The organism is Paraburkholderia pallida (assembly GCF_004524855.1).
Taxonomy (GTDB): domain Bacteria; phylum Pseudomonadota; class Gammaproteobacteria; order Burkholderiales; family Burkholderiaceae; genus Paraburkholderia; species Paraburkholderia oxyphila.
This window is the reverse complement of record NZ_CP038148.1, coordinates 2,373,424-2,390,184: the sequence shown is the minus strand read 5'-3', so window position 1 is coordinate 2,390,184 and position 16,761 is coordinate 2,373,424. Positions and strand designations below refer to the sequence as shown.

The window sequence follows — 16,761 nt, the reverse complement described above, 5'->3', positions numbered from 1 at the left end:
CAGGCGGCGCGCGCACTTTCCCCAGCCGCGCCGCCGGGACGAACACGACACATGCTCATCAATTGCGCCGCCTACCAGGGCGGCAAGAAATTGGCCGATATCGGCATCGAGGCCATCAGCGACTACCTCCAGAAACCCGAATGCTTCGTCTGGGTCGCGCTCAAAGACCCCGACGCGGCCGAGATGGCCGCGATGCAAGAGGAATTCGACCTGCATGCGCTCGCCATCGAAGACGTGATGAACGGCAAGCAGCGCCCGAAGATCGAGGAATACGGCGACACGCTCTTCGCGGTGTTCCATACGATCGAGCTCGACGAGGAGGGCGAGATCGTCACCGGCCAGGTGAACGTGTTCGCCGGCCCGAATTTCGTGCTCTCGGTGCGCCACCGCGCGCAGCAGGGCTTCCAGGACGTGCGCGCGCGCTGCGAGCGCGAGCCGGAGCTGCTCAAGGAGGGCGCCGGCTTCGTGCTTTACGCGCTCATGGACAGCGTGGTCGACCGTTACGCGCCGGTGCTCGAAAAACTCTCCGGCGAGATCGAGGACCTGGAAGACCGCATCTTCGAGAAGCACACGCTCGCGCAGTCGCGCGCCATCATCGAGGATCTCTATTCGCTCAAGCGGCGCCTCGTGATCCTCGAGCATCACATCACGCCGCTCGTCGACGCCGTGGGCAAGCTCGTGGGCGGGCGCATTCCGCAGATCTGCGCTGGCATGCAGGCGTACTATCGCGATGTCTACGACCATCTCGTGCGCGTGTCCAACCTCGTCGATGCGCGCCGCGAAATGATCGTGACGGCAATCCAGGTGAATCTCGGCATGATCTCGCTCGCCGAAAACGAAGTGACCAAGCGGCTCGGCTCGTTCGCCGCGCTGTTCGCCGTGCCGACCATGATTGCGGGTATCTACGGGATGAACTTCGCCAATATCCCCGAGCTGCATTTCAAGTATGGTTACCAGGTTTGCCTCGCCGTGATGGCGATCATCGACGTCGTGCTGATCGTTCTGTTCCGCCGCGGCGGGTGGCTCTGAGCGCGATGCCGTGGCGGCTGCTGCGCCGCAGCGTGGCGCACAGCGGCCGGCGCCATTGACATTGCCGATTGCGCGCCCCGAGAATGGGGCGCCTGAAAACGTTTGCGCATAACCAGAAATACGGCCCGGCCGGGCCAGACAACCGGAGACACAAACGATGAACTCCCGCATTCGCCGGCGCGTTCTTGGCGCCGCAGCCGCACTTGCCACTGTCGCCTTCGCGGCCACCATGCCGCTTGCCGCGCACGCCCAGTCGGCGGCCGGCCACAAGCCGAAAGTCGCGCTCGTCATGAAGTCGCTCGCCAACGAGTTCTTCCTCACCATGGAGACCGGCGCGAAGGACTACCAGAAGCACAACGCGTCCGAGTTCGACCTCGTGACCAACGGCATCAAGAACGAGACCGACACGGCCGCGCAAATCCAGATCGTCGAGCAGATGATCGTCTCCAAGGTCGACGCCATCGTGCTCGCGCCCGCCGACTCCAAGGCGCTCGTGCCGGTCGTGAAGAAGGCCGTGGATGCGGGCATCATCGTCGTGAACATCGACAACCGGCTCGATCCCGACGTGCTCAAGTCCAAGGACCTGAACGTGCCGTTCGTCGGCCCCGACAACGCCAAGGGCGCGCGCCTCGTCGGCGAGTATCTGGCGAAGAAGCTCAAGGCGGGCGATCAGGTGGGCATCGTGGAAGGCGTTTCGACCACCACCAACGCGCAGCAGCGCACGGCGGGCTTCAAGGACGCGATGCAGGCCGTGGGCGCGAAGATCGACTCGGTGCAGTCGGGCGAATGGGAAATCGACAAGGGCAATGCGGTCGCCTCGGCCATGCTCAATGAATATCCGGACATGAAGGCGCTCCTGTGCGGCAACGACAACATGGCGATCGGCGCCGTGTCGGCGGTGCGGGCGGCCGGCAAGCAGGGCAAGGTCTACGTGGTGGGCTACGACAACATCGACGCCATCAAGCCGATGCTCAAGGACGGCCGCGTGCTCGCCACCGCCGACCAGTACGCCGCGAAGCAGGCCGTCTTCGGCATCGATACGGCGCTCAAGGCGCTCAAGGGGCACAAGAAGCAGTCGGAGCTCTCGGGCGTGGTCGAGACGCCGGTTGTGCTCGTGACGAAGGATTCCGTGAAATAGGGCGGCAAAATATGCACGCCGAATCGTTTGACGTCCGTTAATCGCACGGGCGCTTTTCGGGTCGCTTGTTCGTGTCACCGTTTGGTGTAATAAGCGCTCAAGAAAAGCGCCGCGCCGCCGTTATTCGTACCGTAATGGCTGCGCCAGCAAGCGAGCCGCCGTGGTGTGCCGCTTTATCGGCGGCCGGGCGCCGCACGAGCCTGCGCTACCGCTGCGGGATCCGGGCGGCGCGGCTCGCGAGAACAGGATCGTGATGGAAGCAATTGCCCCCGGCGCCCAGCCGTCCGCATCCGCCCAAGGCGTGGTGCTGACGGTGACGGGCGCCGGCAAGACCTACGAGCAGCCGGTGCTCGCCGATGTCAGCCTCGCGCTGCACGCGGGGGAGGTGCTTGCGCTCACGGGCGAGAACGGCGCGGGCAAGAGCACGCTCTCGAAGATCGTGGGCGGGCTCACGACGCCCAGCACCGGCAGCATGACGCTGATGGGCGAGCCCTATGCCCCGGCGAGCCGCACCCAGGCGGAGGCGCTCGGCGTGCGCATGGTGATGCAGGAGCTCAACCTGCTGCCCACGCTAACGGTCGCCGAGAACCTGTTTCTGAACCGCTTGCCGCGCCGCTTCGGGCCGCTCGGCTGGACCGGCTGGATCGATCGCCCGCGTTTGCGCGAGGACGCCCGCGCCGCGATGGCGCAAGTCGGGCTCGAGGCGATCGACCCCGATACGCCGGTGGGCGAGCTCGGCATCGGCCACCAGCAGCTCGTGGAGATCGCGCGCAACCTGATCGGCGACGAGTCGCAAGGCGCCGCGCCGCTGCGCGTGCTGATCCTCGACGAGCCCACCGCGATGCTCACGGGCCGCGAGGTCGAGCTGCTGTTCGAGCAGATCGCCCGGCTGAGGGCGCGCGGCGTGGCGCTCGTCTACATCTCGCACCGGCTCGAGGAGCTCGAGCGCATCGCGCAGCGCGTGGCGGTGCTGCGCGACGGCCGGCTCGTGCGCGTCGATGCCATGGCCAATCTCACGCCCGAGCGCATCGTCGCGCTGATGGTGGGGCGCGAGCTCGGTGAGCGCATCGAGCTGGGCGAGCGGCGCATCGGCGCGCCGCTGCTGAAGGTCGACGGGATCGGCCGGGCGAACGTCGTGCGCGATGTCTCGTTCGAGGTGCGCGCGGGCGAGATCTTCGGCGTGTCGGGGCTGATCGGCGCGGGGCGCACCGAGCTCATGCGCCTCATCTACGGCGCCGACGCGAAGGATCGCGGCACGGTCGCGCTCGCGAGCACGCCGGGCGCGCCGCCCGTGCCGGTGCGCATCGATTCGCCGGTGGATGCGGTGCGCCAGGGCATCGCGCTCATCACCGAGGACCGCAAGGGCGAAGGCTTGTTGCTGCCGCAACCGGTGGCCGCCAACGTCTCGCTCGGCAATGTCGGCGCCGTGGCCCGCTATGGCGTGGTGGACGCCGCGCGCGAGAACGCGCTGGCCGATGCGCAGATCGACGCGTTGCGCATTCGCACGTCCGGCCCCGGCCAGAGCGTGGGCGAGCTGTCGGGCGGCAACCAGCAGAAGGTCGTGATCGGCCGCTGGCTCGCGCGGCGCAGCACCGGCGCCCAGGCGGCCAAAGCCGCGAACGGCGCTGTGCATGGCGTGCGCGTGCTGTTGTTCGACGAACCCACGCGCGGCATCGACGTGGGCGCGAAGTTCGACATCTACGCGCTGATGGGCTCGCTCGCTCGCGAGGGCTGCGCGCTCGTCGTGGTCTCGAGCGACCTGCGCGAGCTGATGCTGATTTGCGACCGCATTGGCGTGATGTCGGCCGGAAAGATGACGGCGATCTTCGCGCGCGGGGAGTGGACCCAGGACGCCTTGCTCGGCGCCGCCTTCGCGGGCTATCGCGCCGAAGACGCGATGCTCGCCGATGCCGCCGACCTGCCCGAGCTGAAAGCGGCCGCGCCCGCGCAGCGGCCTGGGGACCGCGTTCAATCGCCGCCACCCGATGGGCGAGGAGGAAGCGCTTCATGACGAATCGACCGTTGCGCGATCAACCAGGGCAGCCCGCAGAGCCGGCACAGCCCGCGACGCCTGGCCATGCCCCGCACGCCGCCGCGCCGACGGCCGCGAGTGCGAAGCCCGTCGGCACGCGCTTTGGCTTTTCGAACTATCTGGGCCTCGCGCTCGCGCTGGTCGCGATGATCGTGCTGTTCTCGCTGCTGAGTTCGCACTTCCTCACTTACGATACGTTCAGCACGATCGCGAACCAGATTCCCGATCTCGTCGTCATGTCGGTGGGCATGACGTTCGTGCTGATCATCGCGGGCATCGATCTCTCGGTGGGCTCGGTGCTGGCGCTCGGGGCGTCGGTGGTGAGCGTGGCCGCGCTCAAGTGGGGGCTCGGCGCGCTGCCCGCCGCGCTGCTCGGGCTGCTGGCCGCGGCGGCCACGGGTACGCTCACGGGCGCGATCACGGTGGGCTGGCGCATTCCGTCGTTCATCGTCTCGCTCGGCGTGCTGGAGGCCGCGCGCGGCCTCGCGTACCAGATGACGAATTCGCGCACGGCCTATATCGGCGATGCGTTCGACTTCCTCTCGAATCCGATCGCGTTCGGCATCTCGCCCGCGTTCCTGATCGCCGTGGCGGTCATGGTCATTGCACAAGGGGTGCTCACGCGTACGGTGTTCGGCCGCTACCTGATCGGCATCGGCACCAACGAGGAGGCGGTGCGGCTCGCGGGCGTCGATCCGCGCCCGTACAAGATCGTCGTGTTCGCGCTGATGGGCGCGCTCTCGGGGCTCGCCGCGCTGTTCCAGATCTCGCGCCTCGAAGCCGCCGATCCGAACGCGGGCGTCGGCCTCGAACTGCAGGTAATCGCCGCCGTGGTGATCGGCGGCACGAGCCTGATGGGCGGGCGCGGCTCGGTCATCAGCACGTTTTTCGGCGTGTTGATCATTTCCGTGCTCGCGGCGGGGCTCGCGCAGATCGGCGCGAACGAGCCGACCAAGCGCATCATCACCGGCGCGGTGATCGTGGTCGCGGTGGTGCTCGACACGTATCGCAGCCACCGCAGCGGCAAGCGCGCCGGCAAGTGACGTGGCACCGGACGGGGCCGCTCGGGGTGGCCCCGTCTGGGGTAGTGAATGCAGTCAGTGAAGCAGCAAATGCAGTAGCAGCACGAAGGGGTTAGAAGAAAAAGACGAGAGCGCGGCCGGGTAAGCAACCGGCGCGCTCGCCGAGGGCAATCGCCGTGCAAAAAGCCGCCTCGAACAACAAAAATGAGGCGCGGCCGCGCGGCGGCAGCGGTAGAAAACGCGCAGGACGAAGCAGGAGCAACAGCAAAGATGGCGACGATCAAAGATGTGGCCGCCGTGGCAGGGGTGTCTTTCACGACGGTGTCGCATGTGGTGAACAATTCGCGGCCGGTATCGGCGGACGTGCGGGCCAAGGTCGAGCAGGCGATTCGCGACCTCAACTACGTGCCGTCGGCGGTCGCGCGCTCGCTGAAGGCGCGCTCGACGGCGACGATCGGGCTCGTGGTGCCCAACGGCACGAATCCGTACTACGCGGAGCTCGCGCGCGGCGTCGAGGACGGCTGCGCGCAGAAGGGCTACTGCGTGTTCTTCTGCAATTCCGATGACGATCCGGCCAAGCAGCGCAGTTATCTGCGCGTGCTGCAGGAAAAGCGCATCGACGGGCTGATCGTGGCGTCGACGGGCGACGACGCCGTGCTCGCGGCTACGCTCGGCGAGACGCGCGAGCCGATCGTCGTGGTGGACCGCAACATCGAGGGGCTGAACGCCGATCTCGTGCAGATCGACCACGAACGCGGCGCATGGCTCGCGACGCGTCATTTGCTGGAGCTCGGGCACTCGCGGATCGGCTGCATCACGGGGCCGGTCAGCACGGCGGTGGCCGCGATGCGCATGCACGGCTTCTTGCGCGCGATGGCCGAGCGCGGCGTCGAGATCGCGCCGGGTGCGATCGTCGAGGCCGACTTCTCGGGCACGGGCGGCTACCGCGCCGCGGCGCAACTGCTCGACACCGTGCGCCCCAGCGCGATCTTCGCCGGCAACGACATGATGGGCATCGGTGCGCTGCGTGCGGCCGCCGAGCGCGGCCTGCGCGTGCCCACCGACTGCTCGATCATCGGCTTCGACGACATCGAGCTCGGCCAGTTCACGTGGCCCGCGCTCTCGACGGTCGGCCAGCCGGTGCGCGCGCTCGGCGAGATGGCGGCGCTCACGCTGATCGAGCGGATTGGCGCGTCCGGGCAGGAGCGCACTGACTCGACGGTCCTGCGGCGCGTGATGGCGCCGCAGCTCTTGCCGCGCGAATCCACCGCGCCGTGGTGCGGCACCCGCGAGCAGGCGACGCTCGCGGCCTGAAGCGCGGGCACGAGCGCGTGCATAATCGGCCGACTGGATCTTGCACAGGAGGCAAACGAAGTGGCGATTGACGAAACCCCGCGCACGGTGACGCAAACGGCGGCGCAGGCCGGTACGCAAGATCTCGCCCGGCACGGTGCCAACGCCGCGCGCGGCGGCGTCGCGGTGGTCGGCAGCCTGAACATGGATCTCGTCGTGCGCGCGCCGCGCCTGCCACGCCCCGGCGAGACGCTCGCAGGCAGCGCGTTCGCGCAGGTGGCGGGCGGCAAGGGCGGCAACCAGGCGGTCGCGGCGGCGCGTCTTGGCGCGCGGGTGGCCATGATCGGCTGTGTGGGCGCCGACGCCAACGGCGAGTTGCTGCGCGCCGGGCTGCTAGCCGAAGGCATCGATTGCCGTGCGCTCGACACCGCGCCGCAGGCGCCGACCGGCGTGGCGCTGATCGTCGTCGACGATGCGAGCCAGAACGCCATCGTGATCGTGGCGGGCAGCAATGGCGAAGTGACGCCGGCGACGCTCGCGCGCCACGAGGCGTCGCTCGCGGCGGCCGACGTCGTGGTCTGCCAGCTCGAGACGCCGCCCGACGCCGTGCATGCGGCGCTCGCCGCCGCGCGCCGGCTCGGCAAGACCACTATCCTCAATCCGGCGCCCGCCACCGGCCCGCTGCCGGCCGAGTGGCTGCCGCTCATCGATTACCTCGTTCCGAACGAGCTCGAAGCCGCGACGCTCACGGGCCTGCCGCTCGACACGCCCGAGGACGCCGCACGCGCCGCTCTGGCGCTGCATTGCGCGGGGGCGCGCAACGTGCTGGTGACGCTCGGTGCGCAAGGGGTTTGCGCGCTGCTAAGCGAGGGGGCCGCGGGCACGCCGTCGCCCGTGCACTGGCCCGCGCCCAAGGTGGCGGCGGTCGACACGACGGCGGCCGGCGACACCTTCATCGGTGCTTTGGCCGCGCGGCTGGCCGCCGGCGAGGCGCCCGCGCAAGCGATTCAGTTCGCGCTGCGCGCGGCGTCGATCTCCGTGACGCGCGCGGGCGCGCAACCGTCGATTCCCCGGCTGGAAGAGATGGAGCGCTGAAGCTGGCTCCCCGGACGCGGCGCGTCTTCGCGTCCGGCGAAACGCCCGCGTCTCATCCGCATGTTGTAATTTATTCGTCAGAAATCTCTCCAATTCTTCACACCATATAATAATTTCAAGCCCCCCAAACGTTTGCCGTAAACCCATTCAGGGCAGCAGCCCGCAATTTGGGGCGGAGCAATCCGTCTCACGGCAAGCACGGGAGAGTCATGAACAAGGGCATCAGCATCAAGGCGCGCATCGGCCTCACGATGGGTTTTCTGGCGGCGCTCATCGTCGCCATCAGCGGGGTGGGGCTGTTCGGCCTGACGCGCTCGAACGAGGCATATCGCGAGACCTACACTGATCAGATGCCGAGCAGCCATGCCGTGAACATGGCCGAGATTTATGCGGCGCGCGAGCGGCTCGCACTTGACCGCGCCGCGTTCCAGATTGGCACGCCCGATATGGCCGCCACGCTCGCGCGTGCGCGCATGCTGCGCGGTGTCTCCGACGATTACTGGAAGAAGTACCTGAGCCTGCCGCGCGACGAGCAGGAAGAGCGTCTCATGCAGGACGTCGCCGGGCGCCGCACGGCATATCAGCAGGCCGCCGACCAGTTCTCCGCCGCCATCACCGCCGGCGACCAGGGCAAGCTGATTGGCGGCGCCAACGCGCTGCAGGCCGCCTACGGCGACCTCTCGCAGGCCGATCTCGCGCTCGACAAGCTGCAGGACACGCTCGCACAGTCAGGCTTCGACGACGCGGAGGCGGCATTCGGCGAAATGCGCATCGCGGCCGTCGTGGCGCTTTTGATCGGCATCGGCGCGGCGGTGTTTTCGTTTCTCACGCTGCGCCGCGCGATCTCGGAACCGCTTCGCGAGGCGCTCGGCGCGTTCTCCGCGATCGCGGCGGGCGATCTGCGCCGCCCCGTCGTCGTGCGCACGCGCGACGAGATGGGCGAGTTGCTCGGCGGCGTCGCGCGCATGCAGCATAGCCTCGGCAACACGGTGCGCTCGGTGCGCACGGGCACCGAGGCGATCGCCACGGCCACACGCCAGATCGCGGCCGGCAACATCGACCTCTCGTCGCGCACGGAAGAGCAGGCTTCGGCGCTGCAGGAAACCGCGTCCAGCATGGAGGAGCTGACCGGCACCGTGAAGCAGAACGCCGAAAACGCCCGCCAGGCGAGCGCGCTGGCCGCCAGCGCCTCGGACATCGCCAACAAGGGCAGCCGGGTCGTGAGCGAGGTGGTCGGCACGATGGGCGAGATCAACGAGAGCTCGGCGAAGATCGCCGACATCATCGCGATCATCGAAGGCATCGCCTTTCAGACCAATATTCTCGCGCTCAACGCGGCCGTGGAAGCGGCCCGCGCGGGCGAGGAGGGGCGCGGCTTCGCGGTCGTGGCGGGCGAGGTGCGCAGCCTCGCGCAGCGCTCGTCGGCAGCGGCCAAGGAGATCAAGGGGCTCATCGACACCTCGGTCGAGCGCGTGCACGCGGGCTCGGCGCTCGTCGACGAGGCGGGCCGCACGATGGCGGAGATCATTGGCGCAGTGCAGCGCGTGACCGACATCATGGGCGAGATCGCGGCGGCTTCGCAGGAGCAGTCGAGCGGCATCGACCAGGTGGCGCGCGCCGTCACGCAAATGGACGAAGTCACGCAGCAAAACGCGGCGCTCGTGGAAGAGGCCGCCGCTGCGGCGCAGTCGCTCGAAGACCAGGCGAGCCGGCTGCGCGCCGCGGTTGCCGTTTTCAACGTCGACGATTCCCACGCGCCGGGGGCGGTGCAAGCCGGAATGCACGCGGGTTCGCAGGGCGTGATCGAGCCCAATATGCCGCCCGCCAGCGCGAAGCCCATCGCGCGCCCGGCCGCGAAATCCGCCGTGCGCACCGGGGCGCCTGCGCTGCGCAGACCGGCGCTCGCCGCGACCCGCCCGGCTGCGAGCGCGCCCGCTCGCGCCACCGGCAGCATCGCACCGGTGCCGACTTCGGCGGTCACCGCCGCGGGCGCTTCTGTGGCCGCTTCGGCGGCGGGATCGAACGACGACTGGGAAACCTTCTGACGCAACATTGCGGCGTCTTCGTGCACCAAGCGCGGGCCGCCATGGCCACATCCGCGCCGCGCTGGTGCAGCGGCGTTATTTTTGGCCACAAGGCCAATGCATGCGCGGTGCGATGCCGGTTACGGTACATTGTGAAACTTGTCACGCGCGCGGACGGGGTCGCACGGTACACTGCGCTGCGCTTCGGTGCGCAAGGCGATGCGTACCGCAACGCACCGCAAGCGTGTGGCAGGTTCGGGCGTAGCGGGGCGCTCCCGCGTAGCCGGAGCGGCTGGGCGAGGCGCTACGCAGTGCAACACGCACCGTCCAGGCATTGCCGTGGCGCGACATGACGCAAACAGGCCGGCTGAACGCGAGAGACCTGCGCTGCCGGCGCACGAACGCAAGGAAAGGACCCAGACATGACACGTGACGATCTCGCGCAGCGCCTCGTGGCGGCGCGCCGCCGCCATCAGATGATCGAGACGCTGGCGCCCGAGTGCCTGCCGCCCGACGCGGCCACGGCCTATGCCATCCAGCAGGCCGTGCTTGCCGGGCTGGGCACGCCTACGGGCGGCTGGAAGATCGGCGCGCGCGCGCCCGGCGGCCCGGTTTCCGGCGCCCCGATCGCGGCCACGCACGTGCACACGTCGCCCACGCGCGTCGAGCGCCAGTCGTTCTTCCGCGTGCTCGTCGAGCTCGAGATCGCCTTCCGTTTCGCCGAGCCCATCGCGCCGCGCGCCGACGCCTATGCGCGCGACGAGGTCCTCGCGCTCGTCGGACAAATTCTTCCCGCCATCGAAATCGTCGACAGCCGCTTCGCCGAATGGCCGAACGTCGCGCCGCTCGCGCAGCTCGCCGACGCGCAGAACAACGGCGCGCTCGTGACCGGCCATGCGCAGCCCTACGGAGCGCTCGCGCGCGCGCTCGACTTCGTCGCCCCCGAGCTCGAGCTCGCCTTCGACGGCGTCTCGCTCGTGCCCGAAATGGCGGGCAATCCGGCAGGCGACCCGCGCGAGCTGCTGGTCTGGTTCGTCAATCATTGCGCCGCGATGGGAATCACCATCGAGCCCGAGTGGACCATCACCACGGGTTCCTACGTAGGGGCGCACCGCATCGAGGGCGCGGGCCTGCTGCACGGCCATATCGATGGGTTAGGCGAGGTCGAGATCGCGTTCGTCTGAGCTCCGTGCCCCGGCGGCCTCCATGCAGGGGCCGCACCACCTTAGGGCTTCATGAGATCGACGGCCGTCACGCATTGCGCGTGACGGCCGTTTTCGTTGGCGCGAACGCGCACGTGAGCGTATCGTCGGCGCAACCTGTCACGTGTGCCATATTCGCAGGCGCGAATTGAAACGATGAAAGGGGACGGCGATGCTTTTTGCAACTTCCGCGCACTACCCACTCGTTCCAACGGAAAGCCACTACTGTCGACAGGGACAGCGCGGCCGGGTGTCGACCCATGAGCGTATGCGCGCCAACTCACCGACACGCGTGCATGACGACGTGTACAACGAGAAAAAGATCGTCGATGCATTCACGCGAGCGCCGCGCATGCGCTGTTACAAACATGGCGTTACAACTCATGCGTTGCGATCTGTACACGGCTTGCGAGGCCATGCGTTCTATGATGAAACGACCAGAGACGTCGAACAGGTTGGGAGAAGCAGGAAACAGGCTGGGCTAGCTGCGAGGTCGCTGCTCGAGCGTCGATGTACGGCGCAAAGACATGCGCGCACGGCTTGAAAATTGCATGAGAGGAAAATGATTGTACGGCGTAGTCGGCCTGGCACCAAGCGCTCGATTTTTAACCTTCAATCAGGCGCGATTTTTGTGTGAAAAAAAATTCGAAAAGGTTTAGGATGAATTCGAGCGATGTCGTTTCCGAATAGCGCGCCGCGCACGACATCGGTCGCAGATCTCGGCGAGGAGGTAGCATGGATATCTACAGCAGCTTCGCGACCCGCTTCGAAAAAACGCGAGAAGAAGAGTTCTCGCTCGAGGAGTATCTCGCGCTCTGCAAAGAAGATCCCAGTGCGTACGCCACGGCTGGCGAACGCATGCTGACGGCAATCGGGGAACCCGAACAGATCGACACTCGCATCGATCCGCGCTTATCGCGCATCTTTGCGAACAAGGTGATCAAGGTTTATCCCGCGTTCCGCGAGTTCTATGGCATGGAGGACGTGATCGAGCAAGTCGTCGCGTACTTCCGCCACGCGGCGCAGGGTCTCGAAGAGAAGAAGCAGATCCTCTATTTGCTGGGCCCGGTAGGCGGCGGCAAGTCTTCGATAGCGGAACGGCTCAAGCAGCTCATGGAGCGCGTGCCGCTTTACTCGATCAAGGGCTCGCCCGTGAACGAGTCGCCACTCGGTCTGTTCGACTACGACGAGGATGGTCCTATCCTCGAAGAGCAGTACGGCATTCCTCGCCGCTATCTGAAGAGCATCCTGAGCCCTTGGGCGGTCAAGCGTCTGCACGAATTCAACGGTGACATCCGCAAGTTCCGCGTGGTGCGCCGCTATCCGTCGATCCTGCGGCAGATCGGCATTGCGAAGACGGAGCCGGGCGACGAGAACAATCAGGACATCTCCTCGCTGGTCGGCAAGGTCGACATCCGCAAGCTCGAGCAATACGCTCAGGACGACGCGGACGCGTACAGCTATTCCGGTGGCCTGTGCCTCGCGAATCAGGGCTTGCTCGAATTCGTCGAAATGTTCAAGGCGCCGATCAAGGTGCTGCACCCGCTGCTCACGGCCACCCAGGAAGGCAACTTCAAGGGCACCGAAGGATTCGGCGCGATACCGTTCAACGGCATCATCCTCGCGCACTCGAACGAGTCGGAGTGGAAGGCGTTCCGCAATAACCGCAACAATGAGGCTTTGCTCGACCGTATTTTTGTCGTGAAGGTGCCGTACTGCCTGCGCTATTCGGAAGAGATGAAGATCTACGAGAAGCTCCTGCGCAACTCGTCCCTCGCCGATTCGGTGTGCGCACCGGGCACGCTCAAGATGATGTCGCAGTTCTCGGTGCTCACGCGCTTGCAGGAGCCGGAGAACTCGAGCCTGTTCTCGAAGATGCAGGTCTACGACGGCGAGAATCTCAAGGACACCGATCCGAAGGCCAAGTCGTATCAGGAATACCGCGACTTCGCCGGGGTGGACGAGGGCATGGCCGGGGTCTCCACGCGCTTCGCGTTCAAGATCCTCTCGCGCGTGTTCAACTTCGATTCGACTGAAGTGGCCGCCAATCCCGTGCACCTCATGTACGTGCTCGAGCAGCAGATCGAACGCGAGCAGTTCCCGCCCGAGACCGAGCAGAAGTATCTGTCGTTCGTGAAGGACGTGTTGGCGTCGCGTTATGCCGAGTTCATCGGCAAGGAGATCCAGACCGCTTACCTCGAATCGTATTCCGAATACGGGCAGAACATCTTCGATCGCTATGTCACGTACGCCGACTTCTGGATTCAGGATCAGGAGTTCCGCGACCATGACACGGGCGAGAGCTTCGACCGCGCGGCGCTGAACGCGGAGCTCGAGAAGATCGAGAAGCCCGCGGGCATCAGCAACCCGAAGGACTTCCGCAACGAGATCGTGAACTTCGTGCTGCGCGCGCGTGCGGCCAATGCCGGCAAGAACCCGGCATGGATCAGCTACGAGAAGCTGCGCGTGGTGATCGAGAAGAAAATGTTCTCGAATACGGAAGAACTTTTGCCGGTCATCTCGTTCAATGCAAAGGGATCGGCGGAAGAACAGCGCAAGCATGAAGACTTCGTCAATCGCATGGTCGCGAAGGGCTACACGCCCAAGCAGGTCCGGTTGCTCTGCGACTGGTATCTGCGGGTGCGCAAGTCGTCATGAGCGCAGAAGCAATACCTTCCTGCTGCGCCGCCGCAGGTTTCATGCGGCGGCGCAAAAAGGAAAACCGGCGGGGCGCAGGCCACGTAGCCGTGAGTCAGTGAACGTGGCATTCCAGACTGCGCATCTCGTCCATTCGAAACGTGAGCGGGAGACTGGATGTGCTTCATCAAATCATCGACCGCAGGCTGGCCGGCAAGAACAAGAGCATTGCCAATCGCGAGCGCTTTTTGCGCCGTGTGAAGAACTATATTCGTCACGCCGTCTCGGAAGCGGTGCGTGACCGCAGCATCAAGGACATCCAAAGCAACCAGAGCATCACCATCCCGCGCAAGGACATTGCCGAGCCGTCGTTCCGGCACGGTCCCGGCGGCCGGCGCGAAATGGTGCACCCCGGCAACGAGGACTACATTCGCGGCGACCGCATTCCGCGTCCGCAAGGCGGCGGGGGTGGCGGCGGCAGCCAGGCGAGCAACGAGGGCGAAGGTCAGGACGACTTCGTGTTCGAGCTCTCCCGCGAAGAGTTCATGCAGTACTTCTTCGACGACCTCGAGCTGCCGCGCCTCATCAAGACCCATCTGATGGCCGTTCCCACGTGGAAGAGCATCCGCGCGGGCTGGGCCGCCGAGGGCACGCCCAACAACATCGACGTGGTGCGCTCGCTCAGGAGCGCGCTGGGCCGGCGCATCGCGCTGGGCGCGCCGCTCGTCAACGAGCTGCACGACCTCGAAGAGCAGCTCGAGGCGCTGATGGCCGATCCGTCCGACCGGCGCGAAGACATCAAGCAGCTCGAAGAGCAGATCCACCATCTGCGCGGGCGCATCTGGCGCATCCCGTTCATCGACCCGTTCGACCTGCGTTACGTGAACCGCGTAAAGCAGCCGCAGCCGTCGAGCCAGGCCGTGATGTTTTGTCTGATGGATGTGTCCGGGTCCATGGACGAGCAGCGCAAGGATCTTTCCAAGCGCTTCTTCATCCTGCTGTACCTGTTCCTCAAGCGCAATTACGAGAAGATCGAGGTGGTGTTCATCCGCCACCACACGCGCGCCGAGGAAGTGGACGAGGACACCTTCTTCCATTCGACGGAAAGCGGCGGCACGGTCGTGTCGAGCGCGCTGGAGCTCATGAAGAAGGTGATCGAGGACCGTTATTCGCCAAGCGACTGGAACATTTACGGGGCCCAGGCCTCGGACGGCGACAACTGGACCGACGATTCACCGAAGTGCCGCAAGCTTCTCGCGGATGACATCCTGCCTCAGGTGCGTTATTTTGCCTATATTCAAGTGACGCCGGAGGAGCAGAACCTCTGGCTCGAATATGCGCAACTGGCGCTCAGCGAGCCGCATCTGGCCATGAAGAAGGTGGACAACGCGGCGGATATCTACCCGGTCTTCCGGGAGCTTTTCGAGAAGCAGGTGGAGACTTCATGACGACACGCCACTTGCACAATGAGGCGCGCGGCTATCAGCCGGAGCGCCGCAAGACCGGCGGCCACGGGAAAGGACAGCACGGCGATCACGAGGCCGCCGCAAAACGGGGGGGACACCCGGGCGAGCCTGCGCGCCCAGATGCGCACGGGCAGCCCGACCATGGCCTCCCTGAACCCCGGCTTCCGGAAACCAGGGAATTGCATATGAACGTAGCCGACAAACGGCCGTTGCCGTGCCCATCCGACTGGACCTTCGAGCTGATCGAAGAATACGACACGCATATCTCGCATGTTGCAGAGCAATACGAACTGGACGTCTATCCGATCCAGCTCGAGTTGATCAGCGCCGAGCAGATGATGGACGCTTATGCGTCGGTCGGCATGCCGGTCAATTATCGCCACTGGTCGTTCGGCAAGCACTTTCTCTCCACCGAGAAGAGCTATCGCCGGGGCCAGATGGGTCTCGCCTATGAGATTGTCATCAATTCGAATCCGTGCATTGCGTATCTGATGGAAGAGAACACGATGACGATGCAGGCGCTCGTCATCGCGCACGCGGCGTACGGACACAACTCGTTCTTCAAGGGCAACTACCTGTTCAAGCTCTGGACGGACGCGCACGCGATTGTCGACTACCTCGTCTACGCGAAGAATTACATCGCCGAATGCGAGGAGCGCTTCGGTCTGGACCGCGTGGAGGAGTTGCTCGACTCCTGCCACGCGCTCATGAACTACGGCGTGGACCGCTACAAGCGCCCGCAGAAGCTCTCGCTCGAACGCGAGGCCGCGATGCGCCGCGAGCGCGCAGCGTACCTGCAGTCGCAGGTCAACGAACTGTGGCGCACGTTGCCGAAGACGCAGCAGCCCATCGCCGAGGAAATCGACGAACGCTTCCCTCCCGAGCCGCAGGAGAACCTGCTGTACTTCGCCGAAAAGAACTCGCCGCTGCTCGAGCCGTGGGAGCGCGAAGTCATTCGTATCGTGCGCAAGGTCGGTCAGTACTTCTATCCACAGCGGCAAACGCAGGTGATGAACGAGGGGTGGGCCACCTTCTGGCATTACACGCTGCTCAACACGCTGTATGCGCAGGGCAAGCTCGAAGACGGCTTCATGATGGAGTTCCTGCACTCGCACAGCAACGTGGTCTATCAGCCGCCCGTCACCAAGCACTACTACAGCGGGATCAATCCGTACGCACTGGGCTTTTCGATGATGAGCGACATTCGCCGCATCTGCGAAAACCCGACGGAAGAAGACCGCAAGTGGTTCCCCGAGCTGGCCGGCAGTCCGTGGCTCAAGGCGCTGCACTACGCGATGCGCAACTTCAAGGACGAGAGCTTCGTGGCGCAGTATTTGTCGCCGCATCTGATCCGCGAAATGCGCCTGTTCTCGGTGCTCGACGACGACATGCGCGACGCGCTCGAAGTCTCGGCCATTCATGACGAAAGCGGCTACCAGTATGTGCGTCAGGCGCTCTCGCGGCAGTACGACATGCATCACCGCGAGCCGAACATTCAGGTGTGGTCGGTGAACACGCGCGGCGATCGCAGTCTCACGCTGCGCCACTTCATGAGCGACAACCGCCACCTCTCGGGCGACACCGACGAAGTGCTGCGGCACATGGCGCGGCTCTGGCAGTTCGACGTCTATCTGGAAAGCGTCGACGAGAACGGCACGGTCAGAAAGCGCTACGAATGCCGCTACGTGCCACCGCCCGTGCGGGTGTAACGCCCGCGTTTTCGCCTGTCGGCAGTGCAACGAAAGGCCAGCCTGCGCGCTGGCCTTTTTCTTGTCGACGCGCAGCACGCCTTTCGCTTTGGTTTCAGCATTGCAAGCGGCCCT

Annotated in this window: 11 protein-coding genes; all 11 read left to right on the top strand. The window is 65.7% G+C overall.

Going from position 1 to position 16,761, the window contains the following annotated elements; all coding sequences use genetic code 11:
- The first annotated feature begins 51 nt into the window (after nucleotides 1–51).
- The gene (gene corA, locus E1956_RS10840) at nucleotides 52–1,029 is read left to right on the top strand and encodes a magnesium/cobalt transporter CorA (protein WP_134748748.1); all 978 of its coding nucleotides are present in this window, start codon (nucleotides 52–54) and stop codon (nucleotides 1,027–1,029) included.
- Between the two features lie 157 nt (nucleotides 1,030–1,186).
- Complete coding sequence (locus tag E1956_RS10835; protein ID WP_134748746.1) at nucleotides 1,187–2,167, top strand: sugar ABC transporter substrate-binding protein; 981 nt, start codon at nucleotides 1,187–1,189, stop codon at nucleotides 2,165–2,167.
- Between the two features lie 253 nt (nucleotides 2,168–2,420).
- Entirely contained in the window at nucleotides 2,421–4,178 is a 1,758-nt protein-coding gene (locus E1956_RS10830) for a sugar ABC transporter ATP-binding protein (protein WP_134748744.1), read from the top strand.
- Nucleotides 4,175–5,242 carry an ABC transporter permease gene (locus E1956_RS10825; protein WP_134748742.1) on the top strand — a complete coding sequence of 356 codons (1,068 nt, stop codon included), beginning with the start codon at nucleotides 4,175–4,177 and terminating at the stop codon, nucleotides 5,240–5,242. Before E1956_RS10830 ends, E1956_RS10825 begins: the two co-directional genes overlap by 4 nt.
- 249 nt (nucleotides 5,243–5,491) lie before the next feature.
- Entirely contained in the window at nucleotides 5,492–6,535 is a 1,044-nt protein-coding gene (locus E1956_RS10820; protein ID WP_134748740.1) for a LacI family DNA-binding transcriptional regulator, read from the top strand.
- Between the two features lie 165 nt (nucleotides 6,536–6,700).
- Nucleotides 6,701–7,609: a ribokinase gene (gene rbsK, locus E1956_RS10815; RefSeq protein WP_256377773.1), complete on the top strand. Its 909-nt coding sequence runs from the start codon at nucleotides 6,701–6,703 to the stop codon at nucleotides 7,607–7,609.
- A gap of 209 nt (nucleotides 7,610–7,818) precedes the next feature.
- Nucleotides 7,819–9,654 carry a methyl-accepting chemotaxis protein gene (locus E1956_RS10810; RefSeq protein WP_134748738.1) on the top strand — a complete coding sequence of 612 codons (1,836 nt, stop codon included), beginning with the start codon at nucleotides 7,819–7,821 and terminating at the stop codon, nucleotides 9,652–9,654.
- Nucleotides 9,655–10,055: 401 nt separating this feature from the next.
- The gene (locus tag E1956_RS10805; protein WP_134748736.1) at nucleotides 10,056–10,817 is read left to right on the top strand and encodes a 2-keto-4-pentenoate hydratase; all 762 of its coding nucleotides are present in this window, start codon (nucleotides 10,056–10,058) and stop codon (nucleotides 10,815–10,817) included.
- 753 nt (nucleotides 10,818–11,570) lie between these two features.
- Nucleotides 11,571–13,493, top strand: coding sequence for a PrkA family serine protein kinase (locus E1956_RS10800; protein ID WP_028216313.1), 1,923 nt, complete (start codon nucleotides 11,571–11,573; stop codon nucleotides 13,491–13,493).
- 158 nt (nucleotides 13,494–13,651) lie between these two features.
- Entirely contained in the window at nucleotides 13,652–14,920 is a 1,269-nt protein-coding gene (locus tag E1956_RS10795) for a YeaH/YhbH family protein (RefSeq protein ID WP_028216314.1), read from the top strand.
- Complete coding sequence (locus E1956_RS10790; RefSeq protein WP_134748734.1) at nucleotides 14,917–16,647, top strand: SpoVR family protein; 1,731 nt, start codon at nucleotides 14,917–14,919, stop codon at nucleotides 16,645–16,647. The genes E1956_RS10795 and E1956_RS10790 overlap by 4 nt, the downstream gene beginning before the upstream one ends.
- The last annotated feature ends 114 nt before the right edge of the window (nucleotides 16,648–16,761 follow it).

What these genes read in the sequence shown, in the direction of transcription:
- corA (WP_134748748.1), top strand. Translation starts at nt 52, where the DNA reads ATGCTCATCAATTGCGCCGCCTACCAGGGCGGCAAGAAATTGGCCGAT.
- E1956_RS10835 (WP_134748746.1), top strand. Translation starts at nt 1,187, where the DNA reads ATGAACTCCCGCATTCGCCGGCGCGTTCTTGGCGCCGCAGCCGCACTT.
- E1956_RS10830 (WP_134748744.1), top strand. Translation starts at nt 2,421, where the DNA reads ATGGAAGCAATTGCCCCCGGCGCCCAGCCGTCCGCATCCGCCCAAGGC.
- E1956_RS10825 (WP_134748742.1), top strand. Translation starts at nt 4,175, where the DNA reads ATGACGAATCGACCGTTGCGCGATCAACCAGGGCAGCCCGCAGAGCCG.
- E1956_RS10820 (WP_134748740.1), top strand. Translation starts at nt 5,492, where the DNA reads ATGGCGACGATCAAAGATGTGGCCGCCGTGGCAGGGGTGTCTTTCACG.
- E1956_RS10810 (WP_134748738.1), top strand. Translation starts at nt 7,819, where the DNA reads ATGAACAAGGGCATCAGCATCAAGGCGCGCATCGGCCTCACGATGGGT.
- E1956_RS10805 (WP_134748736.1), top strand. Translation starts at nt 10,056, where the DNA reads ATGACACGTGACGATCTCGCGCAGCGCCTCGTGGCGGCGCGCCGCCGC.
- E1956_RS10800 (WP_028216313.1), top strand. Translation starts at nt 11,571, where the DNA reads ATGGATATCTACAGCAGCTTCGCGACCCGCTTCGAAAAAACGCGAGAA.
- E1956_RS10790 (WP_134748734.1), top strand. Translation starts at nt 14,917, where the DNA reads ATGACGACACGCCACTTGCACAATGAGGCGCGCGGCTATCAGCCGGAG.